This is a genomic window from Mesorhizobium sp. LjNodule214 (assembly GCF_964252735.1).
GTDB lineage: Bacteria > Pseudomonadota > Alphaproteobacteria > Rhizobiales > Rhizobiaceae > Mesorhizobium.
Map to the genome: position 1 here is coordinate 1,621,053 of NZ_CAXUPE020000002.1, position 19,049 is coordinate 1,640,101.

At 64.2% G+C, this 19,049-nt stretch carries 19 protein-coding genes; all 19 read left to right on the forward strand.

The window, feature by feature from the left end:
* The first annotated feature begins 4 nt into the window (after nt 1–4).
* The 19 genes from ACSQ3Z_RS21615 to asnB all read left to right on the forward strand — a co-directional run bounded on the left by ACSQ3Z_RS21615 (nt 5) and on the right by asnB (nt 18,958).
* On the forward strand, nt 5–505 hold the full coding sequence (locus tag ACSQ3Z_RS21615) for a flagellar basal body-associated FliL family protein (protein ID WP_436173302.1): 501 nt from the start codon (nt 5–7) through the stop codon (nt 503–505).
* A complete protein-coding gene (gene fliP, locus ACSQ3Z_RS21620) occupies nt 502–1,233 on the forward strand; it encodes a flagellar type III secretion system pore protein FliP (protein ID WP_436173303.1) in 732 nt (243 codons plus the stop codon). The genes ACSQ3Z_RS21615 and fliP overlap by 4 nt, the downstream gene beginning before the upstream one ends.
* A 210-nt stretch (nt 1,234–1,443) precedes the next feature.
* Nucleotides 1,444–2,328, forward strand: coding sequence for a flagellin (locus tag ACSQ3Z_RS21625; protein ID WP_436173304.1), 885 nt, complete (start codon nt 1,444–1,446; stop codon nt 2,326–2,328).
* 248 nt (nt 2,329–2,576) lie between these two features.
* The gene (locus ACSQ3Z_RS21630) at nt 2,577–3,461 is read left to right on the forward strand and encodes a flagellin (RefSeq protein ID WP_436173305.1); all 885 of its coding nucleotides are present in this window, start codon (nt 2,577–2,579) and stop codon (nt 3,459–3,461) included.
* A 155-nt stretch (nt 3,462–3,616) separates the two neighbouring features.
* A complete protein-coding gene (gene fliF, locus ACSQ3Z_RS21635; RefSeq protein WP_436173306.1) occupies nt 3,617–5,263 on the forward strand; it encodes a flagellar basal-body MS-ring/collar protein FliF in 1,647 nt (548 codons plus the stop codon).
* A gap of 3 nt (nt 5,264–5,266) precedes the next feature.
* Nucleotides 5,267–5,893, forward strand: a complete 627-nt coding sequence (locus ACSQ3Z_RS21640; RefSeq protein ID WP_436173307.1) for a hypothetical protein — start codon at nt 5,267–5,269, stop codon at nt 5,891–5,893.
* Entirely contained in the window at nt 5,890–7,269 is a 1,380-nt protein-coding gene (locus ACSQ3Z_RS21645; protein WP_436173308.1) for a MotB family protein, read from the forward strand. The genes ACSQ3Z_RS21640 and ACSQ3Z_RS21645 overlap by 4 nt, the downstream gene beginning before the upstream one ends.
* The gene (locus tag ACSQ3Z_RS21650; RefSeq protein WP_436173309.1) at nt 7,266–8,690 is read left to right on the forward strand and encodes a chemotaxis protein MotC; all 1,425 of its coding nucleotides are present in this window, start codon (nt 7,266–7,268) and stop codon (nt 8,688–8,690) included. Before ACSQ3Z_RS21645 ends, ACSQ3Z_RS21650 begins: the two co-directional genes overlap by 4 nt.
* Nucleotides 8,687–10,084 carry a flagellar hook-length control protein FliK gene (gene fliK, locus ACSQ3Z_RS21655; RefSeq protein WP_436173310.1) on the forward strand — a complete coding sequence of 466 codons (1,398 nt, stop codon included), beginning with the start codon at nt 8,687–8,689 and terminating at the stop codon, nt 10,082–10,084. The genes ACSQ3Z_RS21650 and fliK overlap by 4 nt, the downstream gene beginning before the upstream one ends.
* Nucleotides 10,014–10,604 (forward strand): transglycosylase SLT domain-containing protein, encoded by a 591-nt coding sequence (locus ACSQ3Z_RS21660; protein ID WP_436173311.1) that lies wholly within the window; start codon nt 10,014–10,016, stop codon nt 10,602–10,604. Before fliK ends, ACSQ3Z_RS21660 begins: the two co-directional genes overlap by 71 nt.
* 234 nt (nt 10,605–10,838) lie before the next feature.
* The gene (locus ACSQ3Z_RS21665) at nt 10,839–11,507 is read left to right on the forward strand and encodes a response regulator transcription factor (RefSeq protein WP_436173312.1); all 669 of its coding nucleotides are present in this window, start codon (nt 10,839–10,841) and stop codon (nt 11,505–11,507) included.
* Between the two features lie 103 nt (nt 11,508–11,610).
* Entirely contained in the window at nt 11,611–12,864 is a 1,254-nt protein-coding gene (locus tag ACSQ3Z_RS21670; protein WP_436173313.1) for a flagellar hook protein FlgE, read from the forward strand.
* A 30-nt stretch (nt 12,865–12,894) separates the two neighbouring features.
* Nucleotides 12,895–14,346 (forward strand): flagellar hook-associated protein FlgK, encoded by a 1,452-nt coding sequence (flgK, locus tag ACSQ3Z_RS21675; RefSeq protein WP_436173314.1) that lies wholly within the window; start codon nt 12,895–12,897, stop codon nt 14,344–14,346.
* Nucleotides 14,347–14,349: 3 nt separating this feature from the next.
* On the forward strand, nt 14,350–15,402 hold the full coding sequence (locus ACSQ3Z_RS21680; RefSeq protein WP_436173315.1) for a flagellar hook-associated family protein: 1,053 nt from the start codon (nt 14,350–14,352) through the stop codon (nt 15,400–15,402).
* 31 nt (nt 15,403–15,433) lie between these two features.
* Nucleotides 15,434–15,781, forward strand: a complete 348-nt coding sequence (gene flaF, locus ACSQ3Z_RS21685; RefSeq protein ID WP_006204070.1) for a flagellar biosynthesis regulator FlaF — start codon at nt 15,434–15,436, stop codon at nt 15,779–15,781.
* A complete protein-coding gene (gene flbT / locus ACSQ3Z_RS21690; protein ID WP_436173316.1) occupies nt 15,778–16,221 on the forward strand; it encodes a flagellar biosynthesis repressor FlbT in 444 nt (147 codons plus the stop codon). The genes flaF and flbT overlap by 4 nt, the downstream gene beginning before the upstream one ends.
* Nucleotides 16,221–16,628: a flagellar hook assembly protein FlgD gene (gene flgD, locus ACSQ3Z_RS21695; protein WP_436173317.1), complete on the forward strand. Its 408-nt coding sequence runs from the start codon at nt 16,221–16,223 to the stop codon at nt 16,626–16,628. Before flbT ends, flgD begins: the two co-directional genes overlap by 1 nt.
* Nucleotides 16,629–16,654: 26 nt before the next feature.
* Nucleotides 16,655–16,921: a flagellar biosynthesis protein FliQ gene (gene fliQ, locus ACSQ3Z_RS21700; protein WP_006204067.1), complete on the forward strand. Its 267-nt coding sequence runs from the start codon at nt 16,655–16,657 to the stop codon at nt 16,919–16,921.
* A 162-nt stretch (nt 16,922–17,083) separates the two neighbouring features.
* Nucleotides 17,084–18,958 carry an asparagine synthase (glutamine-hydrolyzing) gene (asnB, locus tag ACSQ3Z_RS21705; RefSeq protein WP_436173318.1) on the forward strand — a complete coding sequence of 625 codons (1,875 nt, stop codon included), beginning with the start codon at nt 17,084–17,086 and terminating at the stop codon, nt 18,956–18,958.
* Nucleotides 18,959–19,049: the final 91 nt, after the last annotated feature.

A 19,049-nucleotide genomic window follows, 5' to 3' on the forward strand; every position in this document is an offset into this window, starting at 1 on the left:
AGCCATGGCGAATGTCGAACAGGTCGAGCCAAAAAAGGGACCTTCCCTTGTTATCCAGCTCGCCATGCTTCTGGCGATGACAGGCGCCGCCATCGGCATGGGCTGGATGTCCGGCGGCTATCTGAAAGCCGCTGGCGGGCCGGTGCCGGTGCCGGCGGCCCCGGAAAACGAGGGCAGCACCGGCAAGCCTGCTGGCGCCGAGGGTGAGGGAGCGGCCGCCGGACCGGCGCTTGTCGCGCTTCCACCGATCACCACCAACCTCGCCGCGCCGTCGGAGATCTGGATAAGGCTCGAGGCATCGGTGGTCTATGACGCGCCGCAGCCGCCGGCAATGACCGAGGAGATCCACCAGGATCTGCTGGCCCTGATGCGCACGATGAAGCTGCATCAGATCGAGGGCGCCAGCGGCTATCAGCATCTGAAAGCCGACCTCGAGGAGCGCGCCGCCATCCGCAGCGGCGGTCATGCCAAACAGGTTCTGATCAGGACATTGCTGCTCGAATGAGAAAATTCCTCGTCGCCGCGGCGCTGTTGTTCGTCGCCACATCCGTCGCCGGAGCCCAGCAGCTGGATCTCGGCGGCATCGGCAAGGCTGACGGCACCACTGTCGGCTACATCATCCAGATGTTCGGCCTGCTCACCGTGCTGTCGGTGGCGCCGGGCCTGCTGATCATGGTGACGAGCTTCACCCGCTTCGTCATCGCCTTCTCGATCCTGCGCGCCGGCATCGGCCTGCAATCGACGCCGGCCAATCTGATCCTTATCTCGCTGTCGCTGTTCATGACCTTCTATGTCATGGCACCGACCTTCGACCAGGCCTGGAACACCGGCGTCAAGCCGCTGATGGACAACCAGATCAGCCAGACCGAGGCGTTCGAGAAGATTTCGGATCCGTTCCGCACCTTCATGCTGCGCAATGTGCGCGACAAGGATTTCGACCTCTTCGCCGACCTTGCCCGCGAGCGCGGCCAGGTCGTTGCGAAGGAAACCGTCGACCTGCGCATCCTGGTGCCGGCCTTCATGATCTCGGAAATCCGCCGCGGCTTCGAGATCGGCTTCCTGATCGTGCTGCCGTTCCTCGTCATCGACCTGATCGTCGCCACCATCACCATGGCCATGGGCATGATGATGCTGCCGCCGACCGTGGTGTCGCTGCCGTTCAAGATCCTGTTCTTTGTTTTGATCGACGGCTGGAACCTGCTTGTCGGCAGCCTGGTGCGATCTTTCAGCTGACCGGCCCGCCCAAACGCGGCGCCTGCAAGAATTTCCCGCAATATATTTTCGGTTAACCGTCCGATTTAGCGCTTTGGTAGGGACTTGCCAGCATAGTCCCCCCAGATGGCGGGTGATCTCAACTAACGATCATTGGCATGATGCCGCACCGTCATACCGGACAAGCCGGTATGTCAAAAAAACACGTGTAAAAACAAGGTACGAGTAGCCATGTCCAGTATCATGACCAACGCCTCGGCGCTGACCGCGCTGCAGAGCCTGAACTCCACCAACAAGCAGCTTGAAATGACGCAGGCCCGCATTTCGACCGGCTACCGCGTCGCCACCGCCAGCGACAACGCCGCCTACTGGTCGATCGCCACCTCGATGAAATCCGACAACAAGGCGCTTTCGGCTGTTCAGGACTCGCTCGGCCTCGGCGCCGGCAAGGTGGACACCGCCTACACCGCCATCAATGACATCAAGGACCAGGTCGACCTGATCAAGTCCAAGCTCGTCACCGCCCGTGGCGCCAGCCAGGAAGACCAGCAGAAGATCGCGACCGAAATCAATGCCATCCAGGCGCAGATCAAGTCGTCGGTCACCAACGCCAACTTTGCCGGCTCGAACCTTCTGCAGACCGACGGCGCCGCCACATCGGACCTGAAGATCGTCGCTTCCTACAACCGCACCGGCGCGACCGTCACCATCGACACGATCGATGTCGCGGCTGCCGACACGCAGGTTCTCGACGTCGCCGGCACGGGCGGCATCGTCGGCGGCCTGCTCGCCACGACCTTCTTCGATCCGAGCGCTGCTGCAGTCGCCGACACCGCCATCGACACTGCACTCGGCAGCGTTGAAACGGCGCTCAGCGCACTGTCCACCGGCGCTGCCTCGCTCGGCGCCGCCAAGTCGCGTATCGACACCCAGAAGAGCTTCCTGTCGAACCTGAGCGACTCGATCGACAAGGGCGTCGGCGCTCTGGTCGATGCCGACATGAACAAGGAATCGACCCGCCTGCAGGCCCTTCAGGTCCAGCAGCAGCTCGGTATCCAGGCGCTGTCGATCGCCAACGGCAACTCGCAGTCCATCCTGTCGCTGTTCCGCGGCTGATCGCTTACCAGACTCCAGTCATCTGCATCGGGCCGCGCCATCAGCGCGGCCCGATTTTCGTTGTAAAGATGCTACCGTTTTCCGTTGTCAAAGCATGGTTTTAACGCGCCATTAACGATATCACGATACTCATGGTTAACCATTCACTTAGGACGGGCAGACCACCAGTTGGTCGACAGGCATGACGCTCCCGCCGAACAGGTTGACCGGCATGCGCGAGGCATGCCTGCTTTGAGAAGAGGTGTATCTTGGCAAGCATCATGACCAACGCCGCGGCGCTGACCGCGCTTCAGAGTCTCAACGCCACCAACAAGCAGCTTGAAACGACGCAGGCCCGCATTTCGACCGGCTACCGCGTCGCCACCGCCAGCGACAACGCCGCCTACTGGTCGATCGCCACCTCGATGAAATCCGACAATAAGGCGCTTTCGGCTGTTCAGGACTCGCTCGGCCTCGGCGCCGGCAAGGTCGACACCGCCTACACCGCCATCACCGACATCAAGGACCAGGTCGACCTGATCAAGGCCAAGCTCGTCACCGCTCGTGGCGCGAGCCAGGACAACCAGCAGAAGATCGCGACCGAAATCAAGGCGATCCAGGACCAGATTAAGTCGTCGGTCACCAATGCCAGCTATGCCGGCTCGAACCTTCTGCAGAATGACGGCTTGGCCGCATCGGACCTGAAGATCGTCGCTTCCTACAACCGCTCCGGCGCGACCGTCACCATCGACACGATCGATGTCACGGCTGCCGACACGCAGGTTCTCGATGTGGCCGGCACCGGCGGCATCGTCGGTGGCCTGCTCGCCACGACCTTCTTCGATCCGAGCGCAGCTGCAGTCGCCGACGCCGCCATCGACACTGCACTCGGCAACGTTGAAACCGCGCTTGCCAGACTGTCGACCGGCGCTGCCTATCTCGGCGCCGCCAAGTCGCGTATCGACACCCAGCAGAGCTTCCTGTCGAACCTGAGCGACTCGATCGACAAGGGCGTTGGCGCGCTGGTCGACGCCGACATGAACAAGGAATCGACCCGTCTGCAGGCCCTTCAGGTCCAGCAGCAACTCGGTATCCAGGCGCTGTCGATCGCCAACGGCAACTCGCAGTCCATCCTGTCGCTGTTCAAGAGCTAGGCCCAAGCAAGTTTTTCCATTCGGATTGGCAAGCTTTTCTCTTCGGATTGAAAGGCCGCGCTTCGGGCGCGGCCTTTTCGTTTCCGCCTATCATCTTCGCACAAGCTTCGCGGTCTAGAGTTCCCACGGACATCCATGCTGGGAGCGCCTGAATCGTGCCGGAACAGATCCAGAGCATCATCTCGAATCTCCAGGGATTCGGCGTCAGGCGCCTCGCAATGCTGGCTGGCATCGCAGCACTTGTCATGGCCGTCATCGGCGTCGCCTCGGTCTATCTCAACCGGCCGGCCTACGAGACGCTCTATGTCGGGCTTGAGCGCTCCGACGTGAACCAGATCGGCATGGTGCTGGGCGAAGCCGGCATCGGCTTCGATGTCGGCCCCGACGGCACCACCGTGCTGGTGCCGGCCGGCACCACCGCGCAGGCGCGCATGCTGCTCGCCGAGAAGGGTCTGCCGACCAGCGCCAATGCCGGTTACGAGCTGTTCGACAATGTCGGCTCGCTCGGCCTGACATCCTTCATGCAGCAGATCACCCGGGTGCGGGCGCTGGAAGGCGAGATCGCGCGCACCATCCAGTCGATTGCCGGCATCAAGGCGGCACGCGTCCACATCGTCATGTCCGAGCGCGCCAATTTCCGCCGCGACGAGCAGCAGCCCTCCGCCTCGGTGGTCATCCGCTATTCCGGTATCGACGCCGAAAAGAGCGCCATGTCGATCCGCCATCTCGTCGCCGCCGCCGTTCCCGGTCTCTCGGCCGACAAGGTGACCGTGCTCGATTCCAACGGCAACCTTCTGGCCGCCGGCGACGACCCCTCCAACACCAGCGCCGCCCGCACGCTGGGCGTCGAGCAGACGGTGGAGGCGCAGATCGGCGACAACATCCGCCGCGCGCTGACCCCCTATCTCGGTCCCGACAATTTCCGCGCCAGCGTCAAGGCCGACGTCAACACCGACACCCGCCAGACCGAAGAGACGATCTTCGATCCGGAGTCGCGCGTCGAGCGTTCCGTGCAGTCCGTCCGAGCCAACGAGAACAACAACCAGAAGCAGGCCTCGGCCCCGACCAGCGTCGAGCAGAACCTGCCGGAAACCCAGACCACCAGCACCGAGGGTCCGCAATCCTCCTCCCAGAACGACCGCAAGGAGGAGATCACCAACTACGAGATCAATTCGAAGAAGATCGCCACCGTCTCCAACGGCTATTCGGTCACCAAGATGTCGATCGCCGTCGTCGTCAACCAGCAGCGGCTGGCGACCATCCTCGGCAAGGACGCAACGCCCGAACAGATCGCCAAGCGCGTTGCCGACATCCAGAAGATGGTGGCATCGGCCACCGGCTTCGACGACAAGCGCGGCGACGTCATCGACGTCTCGGCGGTCGAGTTCATCGACGGGCTGGACGGCGAGCCGATCGAACAGCCCGGCATGCTGGCATCGATCGGAACGCATGCCGGCACCCTCATCAACGCCGGCGCCTTCATCGTCGTCGTGTTCCTGGTGGCCTTCTTCGGTCTGAGGCCGATGGCCACGGCGCTGACGGCAAAGGCAACGCCTGCCCTCGCCGGACCGAGCTTCGACGATGTCCAGCGCTCGCTGCCGACGCCCGAGCCCGCCGCTCTCGAAACGGCGGCCGCTCCGATCGCTCTGCCGGGCGCCCGCCCCGGCTCCACTCCGCTTGACGACCTTCGCCAGAAGATCAGGCCCGCGCCGCAGGACCGTCTTGCCCGCATGGTCGACATCAACGAGGAGCGCACCGCGCATATCCTGCGCAAATGGGCCGCCCAGGAAGTCGCGGGATAGACCATGGCCTCAGTCGCCCTCTTCGACCTTCTGCCGGATTTCGGCACGCGGACCCAGCGCGCCGGCCCGCCACAGCCCGCGAGCGAAGCCGAGCGCAAGCCGGAAGCGCCCACGCCGCAGGCCGATATCGGCACACTGATCGCCGAAGCCGTCGCCGAGGCCGAAGCAGCATTGGAAGCGTGCCTTGCCGTCGACCACCAGGCCGCGCTCGACGCCGAGCGCCAAGCCAATGCCGAGGAAGCGAAAGCCTTTCTCGACAGCTTCGGCGGCGATCTCGGCGCCGCCGTCACCGCGCGCATCGATGCGATGGAGGCACGCTTGACCGGGCTTGTCGGCGCCACGGTCGGCCGCATCGTCGGCGGCATCGTCACCGACGAACTGCAGAAGCGCTCGATCGAGGCTCTTGCCCGCACCATCGGCGAGGCGATCGCCGACTCCGAGGCGGTGCGCATCGCCGTGCGCGGCCCGCTTTCGCTGTTCGAAACGCTGAAGACCTCTCTTGGCCCGCGTGCTGCGCAACTCGACTTTGTCGAGAGCCACGGTTTCGACCTGACCGTTGCCATCGATGAAACGGTCTTCGAGACGCGCATCGCCGAATGGTCAGCTTCCCTGTCCGAGATCCTGTCATGAGCGCTGTCGACGCAGGCGAAGCCAGGCACGAGATCATTATCGTCAAGCGCAATCACGACGACCACGACGACGGCCATCATGGCGGCGTCTGGAAGATCGCGTTTGCCGATTTCATGACCGCCATGATGTGCTTCTTCCTGGTCATGTGGCTGATCAACGCCGCCAACGAGCAGACCAAGGCGGCCGTCGCCAGCTACTTCAATCCAGTCGAGCTGATCGACCGCAATTCCAGCCGCAAGGGACTGGAAGATGTCGGCGATGGCCCGAGCAAGGTCGGGCTGACGGCCGACAACCCGCAGGACGGGGCCAGCAAGGCCGGCGAGGACGGCCAGGGCGCCGCCGGGTCTTCGGACAAAAGGCAGACCGAGGAATCCTCGCAGGCATCGGACCGCTCCGATGAACAGATGTTTGCCGACCCCTACGCGGTCCTGTCGGAGATCGCCGCCGACACCGGCGTGATGCAGAACGTCAGCGAGAAGGGCGATGGCGGGGTGCAGAATGCCGGCCCGGCGACCGGTGCCTCCGGCGGTGAATCCTACCGCGATCCCTTCGCGCCGGACTTCTGGTCGCAGCAGGTGGCCGCGCCCGGCGCCGAGGCGAGTGCCGAGCGCACCAGGATCGAAGGCGATCCGGTGAAGGCCGGCGACAAGGTCGCCGAAAGTCAGGTGGCGAAGGTCAAGGCCGTGCCGCCGGCGCCGCCCGTGACGGCAGCACCTCTCGAGCCATTGGCAAAATCCGCGCCGTCCAAAACGGAGCCGAAGCCGGCGTCGCCGGCAAAGACCGAAGCGACAAAGCCGGAAGCCGTGGCGAAGTCCGAGCCGGCCCCGAAGACCGAAGCCGCGGCAAAGGTCGAAACCGTCAAGGCCGAGGAGGCCGCAAAGCCCGATGCCGGCGAAAAGGCGCCGAGCGCCGCCACCGTCAAGGCCGCGGCCGAGGTCAGGCAGCAGCTGGCCGAGGCCTTCAAGCCGGGCGACAAGCTGCATGACGGCGTCTCGGTCGAAGCAACCGACAAGGGTGTCGTGATCTCGATCACCGACCAGCTCGATTTCGGTATGTTCGAGATCGGCTCGGCCATGCCGAGGCGCGAGCTGGTGCTGGCGATGGAGAAGATCGGCCGCATCGTCAACGGCCAGAAGGGCACGATCAGCATCAACGGCCATACCGACGCGCGGCCGTTCCGCAGCGACACCTACGACAATTGGCGGCTGTCCACGGCGCGTGCCCATTCCGCCTATTACATGCTGGTGCGTGGCGGCGTCGACGAGCGTCGCATCACCGAGGTCGCCGGCTTTGCCGACCGTCAGCCGAAAGATCCCGCCGATCCGATGGCGGCCGCGAACCGCCGCATCGAGATCCTGATGACGAGCGGCGGATGAGAGGTGCGACCATCATCGGCCGCGCCATCGGCCTGCTGCTGCTGACCGCCGGGTCGCCCTCGACCGGCTTCGCCGAGGAGGCCTTACAGCCCTATCAGCTGGTGCGCTCGCTGCAACTCGTGCAGGACCGCATTGCCGCCGGCGACCATGCGGCGATGCCGATGCAGGCCAAGCTTCTGGAAATGGTCGACGCGCGGCTGCGCGCCGCGGATGCCGAGGATTTCAGGGAGCCGAAGAATTTCCGCGCCTTGCTCGTCTACGGCATGAGCGGTGGCAACCCGGTTACCGTCGAGGCAGCCTCGTCGCGCGCCGAAGCGGATCCGCAAAGCCGCGCCATCGCCAAGGGTATCATCGACTATCTGAACGGCCGGCCGGCCAAGGCGATCGAGGCGCTGAAGCCGATCGATCCGATGACGCTGCCGAGCGACCTCGGCGCTTTCGTTGCACTGGTCAAGGGCTCGCTGCTCGCCACCGAGGAGCCGGCCGCGGCACTCGCTCTGCTCGACGACGCCCGCCTGCTCAGCCCCGGCACGCTGGTCGAGGAAGCCGCACTTCGCCGCTCCGTCGGCATCGCCGCGGCGCAGGGCGACGGTGCGCGCTTCGCACTTGCTTCCACCCAGTATGTTGCGAGCTATCTCTATTCGCCCTATGCTAGCCAGTTCGCGGATGCTTTCGTTTCGGGCATCATCACGCTGCACATGGCGATCAGCCAGGACAAGCTCGCCGACATCACCTCGATGATGGATCCCGAACGCGAGAAGGTGATCTATCTGCGCATCGCCCGCCGGGCGGCGATCGACGGACTGACGGATCTCTCCACCTTTGCCGCGGCCAGGGCCGAGCAGGGTCGCAACGGCAACAACAACGAGAACGATCCGCGCGCCCAGCTCTACTCCAGCCTGTCCACCGTGACGTCGGGCACAATCGACGACGTGCGCGCCAAGCTGGGCAAGATCGACCGCAGCAGGCTTTCGCAAGGCGACCGCGACCTGCTCGATGCCGCTCAAGCCATCGCCCGCGAAGTGGTCGCGCCGCCCGCCGCTCTTCCCGCCGAAGAACCCGGCACTGCCGCGGCAGTGCCGAGACCCGAGACCGATATCGCCGCCGCGGACAAATCCGACGAGGCTGGCCTGCCGCCGGTCGAAGGCGTGATGTCCGAGCAGCCGACGTTGGAAGCAACCGCCCCTGCCGCAAAGCCGTTGGAAGCGCCAGCAGCGGCTCCTGCCTCCCCGGCGGAGGAGGGCCTGGCACCTGCCGAAGCGCCATCCCTGGCGTCCGCGTCCACCGATGCCCCAGTGCCGCAACCGGCGTCGGCATCGGCTACCGACCTCGATCCGCACGATCCCACCGACGCGGCGATGATCAACACGCGCCATCAACTCGACCTGATCGACCAGATGCTTGGAGCCGCTCCGAAATGACCACCAGCCTCGGCCAGGCCCTTCCGGGACTTGTTTCCACACGCGTGCCATCGAAGGCGGCGGCGACGAACGGCAGCAGCGAGATATCAAGCTTCGACGACATGGTGCGCGGCGCCGAGAAGCCGGCCGGACCGGAAAGCCAGCCGACCGACACCAGGGCGCAGGGCGCACGATGGACCAAGAATGCGCCGGCTGGCCTGGGCAAGGTGCAGCCCGGCCATGAGCCGTCAGCCAGGACCGCTTCGTCGAAACAGCCCGCCAGCAGGATCCCGAAGGAGGATGCCGACACCGATCCGGGCAAGGCAGCCGACGACGCGGTACCGGCCGCGCAAGGCGCGAATGTGGCACCGCTTCAGGACCGCCTGCCATTGCTGATGGCCCTGCATGACATCCGGCAATTCTCGGCGGCAGCCAAGGCGGAAGGAAGCGCGGCCACGCCCGACGGGGAGACAACCGAGCCGACACTCGACAGCCAGCCACCATCCGTGCAGCAACCGCTTTCCCCCTTGAAGAAATCTCGCTCGACGCCCGGTCTTGATGCGCGCGATGCCGGCGCCGTCTCAAGCTCCGAACGCACCGCGAATGGCGTGAGCCTTCCAGGACAGCTGCGGCAGCCGGACGTCGTCGGTACCGTCCTCAAGGGGCCGTCACGTCCAGATGACGACACAACGATCCCGCCGAAGGATCAGACGGCGACAGACGTGCCGACATCGCCGGCAAAGCGGTCCGCGCCTGGGTCGAAGAACCTTGAGGCCATCAGATCGGCAATGCCTTCCGAACAGGGAAAACAGGCCCCCTCCACCGTACGCATCGACGTCGTGGCCGAGCAGAGCTTCCCGGCTCCGGCGCAAAGCCCGATGAACCAGACGACATCGTCCCTGATCGACGCGATCGCTTCCGACGGCGGCTTGCGACAGGCGTTTTCGACGGCCTCCGCGAGCTCGCAGATAGCCAGCGCTGTTGCCGTTCCGACACATATTCTGAAGATCGAGCTTCACCCGGCAGAGCTTGGCATGGTCACCGCCAGCCTGCGGCTTGCCGGCGAGCAGCTTTCGATCGAGTTGAAGCCCGAAACCCACGAGGCATACCGCCATCTCACCGCCGACAGCGAGGCAATCGTCAAGTCGTTGCGTGGGCTCGGATTTGAGGTCGACAAGGTCGCGATCCTACAACCTTCGATGGCAGTCCCCACAACCGCCCGTGCCGATGCAAGCAGTTCCCTGCCGATGTCGACGGGGCGTGAACAGCCCTCGTTTCAGTCCGGCAACCCGAGCGGCGGCAATGCCGGTTCCGGTGGTCAGCAGCCGGGAAGGAACTACCCAAATGACGCACAGGAAATCGGCCGTGCTGTTTCGCCTGCTAGCGAGCGCACTGGCGACGGCATGTTTATCTAGCGTCGCCGCCGGAGCTGCGAACGCGGCCGGCAACCCTTGCGAGCCGGAGATCCTGCGCGCCGCCGATCGCTACGGCGTGCCGGCTGGCATCCTCTATGCCGTCGGCCTGACCGAAACCGGCAACAAGGGCAGCCTCCAGCCTAACGCTTTGAACATAGAAGGAAAAGCTGTCTTCCCCAGGAGCCGGGCCGAGGCCCTGGCAACGTTCGAGAATGCCCGCCGCGAAGGCAAGACGCTGATCGATCTCGGCTGCATGCAGATCAACCACCACTATCACGCCTCGCATTTCCGCAGCGTCGGCGACATGCTCGACCCGCGCCAGAATGTCGACTACGCGGCACGGTTCCTGGCCAGTCTCCACGCCCGTCACGTGACCTGGTCGATGGCCGTCGCCCGCTACCATGCCGGGCCCGACAACGATCCCGCGCAGAAGATCTATGTCTGCCGTGTCATTGCCAACATGGTCGCCTCCGGCTTCGGTAAATGGACGCCCAACGCTCGCGACTTCTGCAACCCATAGTTGCTAATCATGCAGCAGCCTCGCCGGCCTTCTCGGACCTGCCGGAAGCGGCCGCGTCCCCGCAAGAGGCGGGCTGCCGATACATCGCCGATGCACCCATGCGACCGCGCTTATTTACGCGTCCCAAAAAAACTCCCAAGAAAATAGCTACAAGAAATGACGGTTGTTCAGGATTCCCGCCACCGGATACGCCTTTTTCCACGGGGCAAATGAGCTGATTCGGAGGGCGGGCCGATGATCGTGATCGTTGACGAGCGTGAGCTCGTAACTGAAGGCTATAACTCACTTTTCGATCGCGAAGGCGTCGCCAGTGCCGGCTTCGCGCCGGGCGAGTTCGGCGAGTGGGTCAGCTCTGCCGCAGATACCGATCTGCGCTCGGTCAGAGCCTTCCTCATCGGCGACTGTCGGGAAGGTGCGATTTCTCCACGCCAGATCCGCGACCGCACCGGCGCACCGGTCATTGCGCTAAGCGAGCAGCACTCGCTCGAAAACACGCTGCGTCTGTTCGAGAGCGGCGTCGACGACGTCATCCGCAAGCCGGTTCACATCCGCGAGATCCTGGCGCGCATCACCGCCATCCGCCGCCGCGCGCAGGAAGACGCGCCCTATGCCGAGGTCGGCTCGATGCGCATCTTCATGGACGGCCGCGATCCCGAGATCAACGGCCAACCACTGCCCTTGCCGCGCCGCGAGCGCCGCATCCTCGAATATTTGGCCAGCAATCGCGGACGGCGCGTCACCAAGACCCAGGTCTTCAACGCCATCTACGGCATCTTCGACGAGGAGGTCGAGGAGAACGTGGTGGAAAGCCACATCAGCAAGCTGCGCAAGAAGCTGCGCGAAAAGCTCGGCCACGACCCGATCGATTCCAAGCGCTTCCTCGGCTACCGGCTGGTGTTCTGATGCCTGCGCACTCGGCCCGCGCCAGCCTCGCGCAAGACACAACACATAGGCTCGCAGCCACTGTCATGGGCTCCCCTTTAACGGGGATTGAGGAGACGTTTCGATGAGCCTCTACGGAATGATGCGGACCGGCGTTTCCGGTATGAACGCGCAGGCAAACCGCCTGTCCACCGTCGCCGACAACATCGCCAATTCAGACACCACCGGCTACAAGCGCTCCTCCGCCGAATTCTCGACGCTGGTGATGCCGAGCACGGGCGGCGCCTACAATTCGGGCGGCGTCACCACGACGATCCGCTCCTCGATCAGCGCCCAGGGCGTGCTCCAGTACACCACCTCGGTGTCGGACCTGGCCGTCAATGGCGATGGCTTCTTTGTCGTTCAGGATCCGAGCGGAACGCCCTTCCTCACCCGCGCTGGCGCCTTCGTTCCGGATGCCGAGGGCAAGCTGGTCAACGCCGCCGGCTACCAACTGATGGCCTACAGCTACGCCAACGGCGTGCCGGCCGCCACCGCCAACGGCTTCGAGGGCCTCGTGCCGGTGCAGATCTCCGACCAGGAGATGACAGCGACGCCCAGCACCGAGGGCACCTTTACCGGCAATCTGCCGGCGAACTCCACCCCGCCCTCCGGCGCCCTGCCCTCCACCAACGGCCCGACGGCCGAATACACCTCGAAATCGTCGCTGGTGGCCTACGACAATCTCGGCAACAAGGTGCTGCTCGACGTCTATTTCACCAACACCGGAACCGGCACCTGGGAGGTCTCGGTCTTCGATCAGTCCCAGGCCACCGCCGGCACCTCGTTCCCCTATACGGGTGGCGCGCTGGGCTCGGCCAACCTGACCTTCGACACCACCACCGGCAAGCTCACCGGCGCCGTCGACAGCGTCTCGTTCACCGTGCCGAACGGCGCGGCTATGAACCTCGATCTGGCCAAGCTCACCCAGCTCGGCACCGGCTACACTGTCTCCGAAGCGACGGTCAACGGCAACGCCCCGAGCACCATCGAGAAGATCGATATCGGCTCGGATGGCGTCATCTACGCGCAATATGAGGACGGCTCCACCAAGCCGCTCTACAAGATCCCGCTGGCTGACGTAACAAGCCCCGATCGCCTCACCGCATTGCCGGGCAATGTCTATTCGCAGGGTTCGGACTCCGGCGCCGTACGCATCGGCTTCGCCAATGAAGGCAAGCTCGGCTCGATCGTCTCCGGCGCACTCGAGAATTCCAACGTCGATATCGCCGAGGAACTGACCAACATGATCGCGGCGCAGCGCAGCTACACCGCCAATTCCAAAGTCTTCCAGACGGGCTCCGACCTGATGGACGTCCTTGTCAACCTGAAGAGATAAACGACGGGCGCCCGCCCGTGAAAGAGCCGCATGTCGCTGTCTTCCGCATTGAGCATCGCCCAGTCGTCGCTTCTGGCCACGTCGAAACAGACCAGCATCGTCTCCCGTAACGTCGCCGATGCCTCCAATTCGGACTACGCCCGCCGCACCGCGGTCATCACCAGCACGGCGCCCGGCGCCCGTTCCGTGGAGGTCCAGCGGGCGGCCAACGACCTTCTGTTTCGCCAGAACCTCAGCGCGCTCTCGGCATGGAGCGGCCAGAGCGCGCTCTACAGCGGTATGGACCAGCTGGATCTCGCCGTAAACGGCGTCGACAACGCGTCCTCGCCTTCGACCGCGATCGCCAATCTGCAGAATGCGCTGCAGCTCTACGCGACGACGCCGTCCAACCAGAATCTTGGCGCCAGCGTCATCGACGCAGCCAAGGACGTCGTGCGCTCGCTGAACGACGGCACCACGGCGATCCAGGATTTCCGCACCCAGACCGACAGCCAGATCGCCACCGCCGTCGATGACCTCAACTCGCTGCTCAGCCAGTTCCAGGATGCCAACAAGGCCGTCATCTCCGGAACCCGTTCGGGCACCGACGTGTCCGACGCGCTCGACCAGCGCGACGCGCTGCTGAAGAAGATTGCCGAATATGTCCCCGTCTCGACCTTTACGCGCGGCGACAACGACATGGTCATCACCACCACCGACGGCACGACGCTGTTCGAGACCGTGCCGCGCTGGGTGAGCTTCACGCCATCGGCCGGCTACACCGCCGGCATCCCTGGCAACACCATCTATATCGACAACGTGCCGGTCTCCGCCGGCACCGGCGACAACACCAGCGCCGTCGGCAAACTCGCCGGCCTGATCACGCTGCGCGACAGCGTCGCCGCAACCATGCAGAGCCAGCTCGACGAAACCGCGCGCGGTCTCATCACCGCCTTTGCCGAAACCGCGCCGTCGCAATCCGATGCGGCCGGCCTGTTCACCTGGTCCGGCGCGCCCGCCGTGCCGGCGGCCGGCACGCTGGTCAATGGCCTTGCCAGCTCGATCAGCGTCAACACGGCGATGGATCCGAGCGCCGGCGGCGACCCGGCGCTGCTGCGCGACGGCGGCGCCAACGGCGCGGCCTATATCCTCAACACCAGCGGCTCATCCTATTCCGACCTTTTGATCGCCTATGGCGACAGGCTCGACCAGCCGATGGCCTTCGATGCCACCGCCGGCATCACGACGACATCCAGCGTCTCCGACTATGCCGCCAACGCCATCGGCTGGTTCGAAAGCGTGCGCCAGCAGGCCTCGACGACCGCCGACGCCAAGGAAGCACTGGCCACACGCACGGCCGAGGCGCTGTCTAACGACACCGGCGTCAATGTCGACCAGGAAATGTCGCTGCTGCTCGATCTCGAACACACCTATCAGGCCTCGGCGCGCATGATGAAGACTGTCGACGACATGCTGTCAGCCCTGCTTGATGCCGTGGGATAATCCATGAAAGCCACTTCCGTCTCCTCAGCTGCAATGTCCAATGCCATGCGCTATCAGCAGATGCGCATGCAGGCCGACCTCGTCAAGGCGACCAAGGAATCGTCGACCGGTCAGGTCGCCGATGTCGGGCTGGCGCTTGGCGGACGCACGACCCAGGCCGTGACCTTCCAGCGCGATCTCGACCGTCTGAACGGCATCATCGATTCCAATGCGCTGGTCGCCGCCCGGCTGACATCGACCCAGGATTCGCTTGGCCAGCTCTCCGATGTCGCGCAGGATCTCCTCTCCGCCCTAACCAGCGCCGTATCCGGCGATTCCTCGACCAGCATCACGCAGTCCGCCGGCGCCTCGGCGCTGCAGCAGATGACGGGAATCCTCAACACCGGCGTGAATGGCGAATATTTGTTCGCCGGCACCAACACCGACGTCAAGCCGATCGATGATTTCACGGAGGCCGGCTCCCCGGCCAAAGCTGCCTTCGACGCTTCCTTCGTCGCCTATTTCGGCTTCGCGCAGGACGACCCAGCCGCGGCCAGCATCACCGCTGCCCAGATGGACGATTTCATCACCACCAGCGTCGAGCCGCAGTTCCTCGGCTCGGGCTGGCAAGGCACTTGGTCGAACGCCACCGATGAGCAGATCACCAGCCGCATCGCGCTCAACGAAACCACCGAAACCTCAGTCAGCGCCAATGAAGAAGGCATCCGCAAGCTCGCCATGGCATCGGCCATGGTCACCAACCTGCTTTCCAGCAGCACCATCAGTCAGGCGGCGAGGACTGCGGTCACCAGCCGCGCCCAAACGTTGGTCGGTGAGGCCATCGGCGGACTTGTCCAGGTGCGGTCCGAGGCCGGCCTCGCCCAGAACCGCGTCTCCGACGCCACCGATCGCATGAAAACGCAGGTCGATCTGTTCGAGAAGCATATCATCGACCTCGTAGGCGTCGATCCCGCCGAAGCCGCGACCCGCGTCGCCGACCTGACGCAGCATATCGAGACGTCCTTTGCACTGACGGCACGCCTGCAGCAACTCAGCCTGTTGAACTACCTGACCTGAAACCACCCACCGGAACGGCAGAGCTCCCAAGATGTACCAATTCTCCTACGCCGACATCCAGACCGACTCCGTCGCCGACGCGAAGGACCGGGAGCGGCAGCTGCTCACCCGCTCGATCGACATGCTGGCAGCGGCGGCTGCCGTCGGCCATGGTTCGATGGAAGCAGCCGAGGCGCTGCACTTCACCAACCGGGTATGGACAACCTTTGTCGAGGATCTCGGCTCGAGCGACAATGCATTGCCCAAGGAACTGCGCGCCAACCTGATCTCCATCGGCCTGTGGCTGTTGCGCGAAGCCGAGGATATCCGCCAGGGCCGCACCAACAATTTCGAAGGCCTGATCGAAGTGTCCCAGATCATCCGGGACGGCATTCAATGACCAACACGCTGAAGATATCGCTGAAGCCGAACGAGAAGATCTACATCAACGGCGCCGTCATCCGCGTCGACCGCAAGGTCGCCATCGAGCTAATGAACGACGTGCAGTTCCTGCTCGAAAGCCATGTCATCCAGGCCGACGAGGCATCGACGCCGCTCAAGCAGCTCTATTTCATCTTGCAGGTCATGCTGATGAACCCGCAGGCGGCTTCCGAGGCACGCGACATGTTCCGGCGCTCGCTGCCCATGCTGCTGGCGAGTTTCGAGGACGAACGGATCTGCAGCGGGCTGAAGCAGATCGACCGCATGGTCGGCGAGGACCATATCTATGAGGCGCTGAAGGCGATCCGGGCGCTTTATCCGCTCGAACGCCGCGCGCTTGGCGGCAATGACGATGTTGCGGGTGCGCCGCGCCTGCTGGCAGTGGGAGCCCGATGCTAATGACCGTTGACATGACGACAACCATACCGACCGGCGCCAATTCGACCACCACGTCGACCTCCAAGACCGCGGTCGACTACCAGTCGTTCCTGAAGCTGCTGATCGCCGAAATGAAGAACCAGGATCCGACCAAGCCGATGGATTCGACGCAATATGTCGCCCAGCTCGCCACCTTCTCGCAGGTCGAGCAATCGGTGCAGACCAACACCAAGCTCGACCAGATCATGCAATCCTCGGCGTTGTCGCAGGCCGATGCCCTGATCGGCCGTTCGATAACCTCTGCCGACGGCAACACAACCGGCACGGTGGCCTCGGTGCGCCTCGCCAGCAGCGGTCTTATCGCGGTGCTGGAGAACGGGACGGAAGTTCCCGTGACCTCCGGCGTCTCGGTCAAAGCCGCCAGCTAGTCACGAACTCTAGCTGGGCCAGTGCCATGAACGAGGCCGACGCCCTCGATATCGTCCAGTACGCGGTGTGGACGGTGCTGACCGCATCCGCTCCCGTCGTGCTGGTGGCGATGGCGGTCGGCATCGGCATCGCCCTGATCCAGGCCTTGACGCAGATCCAGGAAATCACCCTCACCTTCGTGCCCAAGATCGTCGCCATCATGCTGGTGGTGGCGTTGACGGGCCCGTTTATCGGCGGCCAGATATCGGCCTTCACCAACGTCATCTTCGAGCGCATCGAAAGCGGCTTCTAGACTAGGCCCGGCTCCTGCTCGGAACAGAAATCCTGCAACAGCTTGCGGCGTGCTGCGTTCCGGCTAGATTGCGAACCGGGTCAGACTACGCCCGACCCCGATGTTCTCAGTCTTGGTGAATCCCCGGAAAACCATGGACCAGGCAAGACCGGCCGGCAGGCCATGTGCGGAATAGCCGGCGTCTGGCGAAAGCGCGACCCGATCGGCGCCGCCGACCTGTCTAACATCGCCCGCATGATGCAGGTTCTGGCGCATCGCGGTCCGGACGACCACGACAGCTGGAGTTGCGGGCGGCTCGCCTTGGGTCACCGCAGGCTTACCATCATCGACCCCTCGCCCGCCGCCCGCGAGCCGATGCTGACCGCATGTGGCCAGGGCGTGCTGGTCTATAATGGCGAGGTCTACAATTACCGGACGCTGCGCCAGGTCCTAGAGACGGAAGGCTGCGTTTTTCGTACCGTCTCCGACGCGGAAGTGGTTCTGCAGGCCCTGCACCACTGGAGCCCCGAAAAGGCGGTGCCGCTGTTCGACGGCATGTTTTCCTTCGCCTATTTCGATGCCCGCGACGGCGCGTTGTGGCTTGCCCGCGATCGTCTCGGCATCAAGCCGATGTCGGTTGCCGAGACGGATGGACGGATCCTGTTTGCGTCGGAGGACAAGGCGATCCTTGCCTGCGAGGGCTTCCCGTGCCGCGTCGACGCGCGCGAGATCACCTTACGACTCGCCTGGCAGAGCCGCGACTCCAGCTACAGCCTGTTCGAGGGCATCGAGCGGCTGCCGCCCGCCGGCCTGTGGAAAATCGCCGATGGCGGCATCGAGAGGCGGCGCTTCTGGCATGTACTCGATGCGCTGGAGACGGCGCGCATCACCGGCGATACCGCCTCCGATGCGGAGCACATGGCAACGCTCCAGGCGCTGATCGAAGACAGCGTCGAGCTTCATTGCATTGCCGACACCAGCATCGCCGCGGCCTGCAGCGGCGGGGTCGATTCCGGCCTGATCACCGCGCTGGCGAAGCGGTTCAGGCCGGAAATCCACGGCTATGTCGTCGACCCCCTTCTCGGCCACAGCGAGGCCGGGAACGCCGAACGGACGGGCCGTCATGTCGGCATCAGCCTGCGCCGGGTGCCGGTCGACAGGAACCGGTTCTTCGAGCTTTGGCCGAAAGTGATCTGGCATCTCGAAAGCGACGGCTGGCATGCAAGCCATGTCGGGCTTTTGGCGATGGCCGAACAGTGTCACGCCGACGGCGTCAAGGTCCTGCTCACCGGCGAAGGCTCCGACGAGCTTTTTGGCGGCTACGCGTGGCAGGCCTCAAGCATGAGAGCCTGGCGCGCGTGGTCCTGGCCGGCGCGGCTGTTTCGCTCGAAGCGCTGGCTGGAGCGGAAATTCCAACGCCTTCGCCAGGCGCCATTCAGCAGGTCGATCGGCCATGGCGGGGGCTGGAGCCACAATGCGGTCCTGCGGGCCTTGTCGCCGGACCTGAATTTCCTGCAGCCTGAAATCTTCGACCGGCTTCAGCCGGTGACGCCACTGACCGACCGCGCTTTCCTGGGAAGCTGCTTCTTCGACATGTACTCGCATTTGCAGGACCTGCTGCACCGGCACGACCGGCTGAGCATGGCGGCCTCGGTGGAACTCAGGGTTCCGTTCCTCGAAAACCGGTTGATCGACTATGCGATCCACCTGCCGAGGCGCCACAAATATCGCGACAAGACCGGAAAATGGCTTTTGAAGAAGGTCGCCGAAAAGCACATCCCGCGCGAAAACATTCATGCACCCAAGGTCGGCTTCGAGATCTCGCCGCACTTCACCGCTGGCACTCATGGCCTGCTGCGTGGCGGATTCTTGCGCGACGCCATGAAATGGCCTGCCGCTTCCATCGACGATTTCGTCGGGCTGGCCAGGCGTGACGTGGCCTCGAGGCTGAGGCTTGTCGGCATGGAACTCTTCCTGCGCCTCCATGCCGGCGGTGAGACGACGGGCAACCTCACCGAGGCACTGCACGCAGCGGCCAGGGACGCGGATCGGGCGTAAATTGGTCCAGACCGCCAAGACCTTTGGATTAGTTGCGTCCCGACGTATTTTTGCCGTGCTATCCTGTTGTTGGACCATGGTCTTTTTCGAA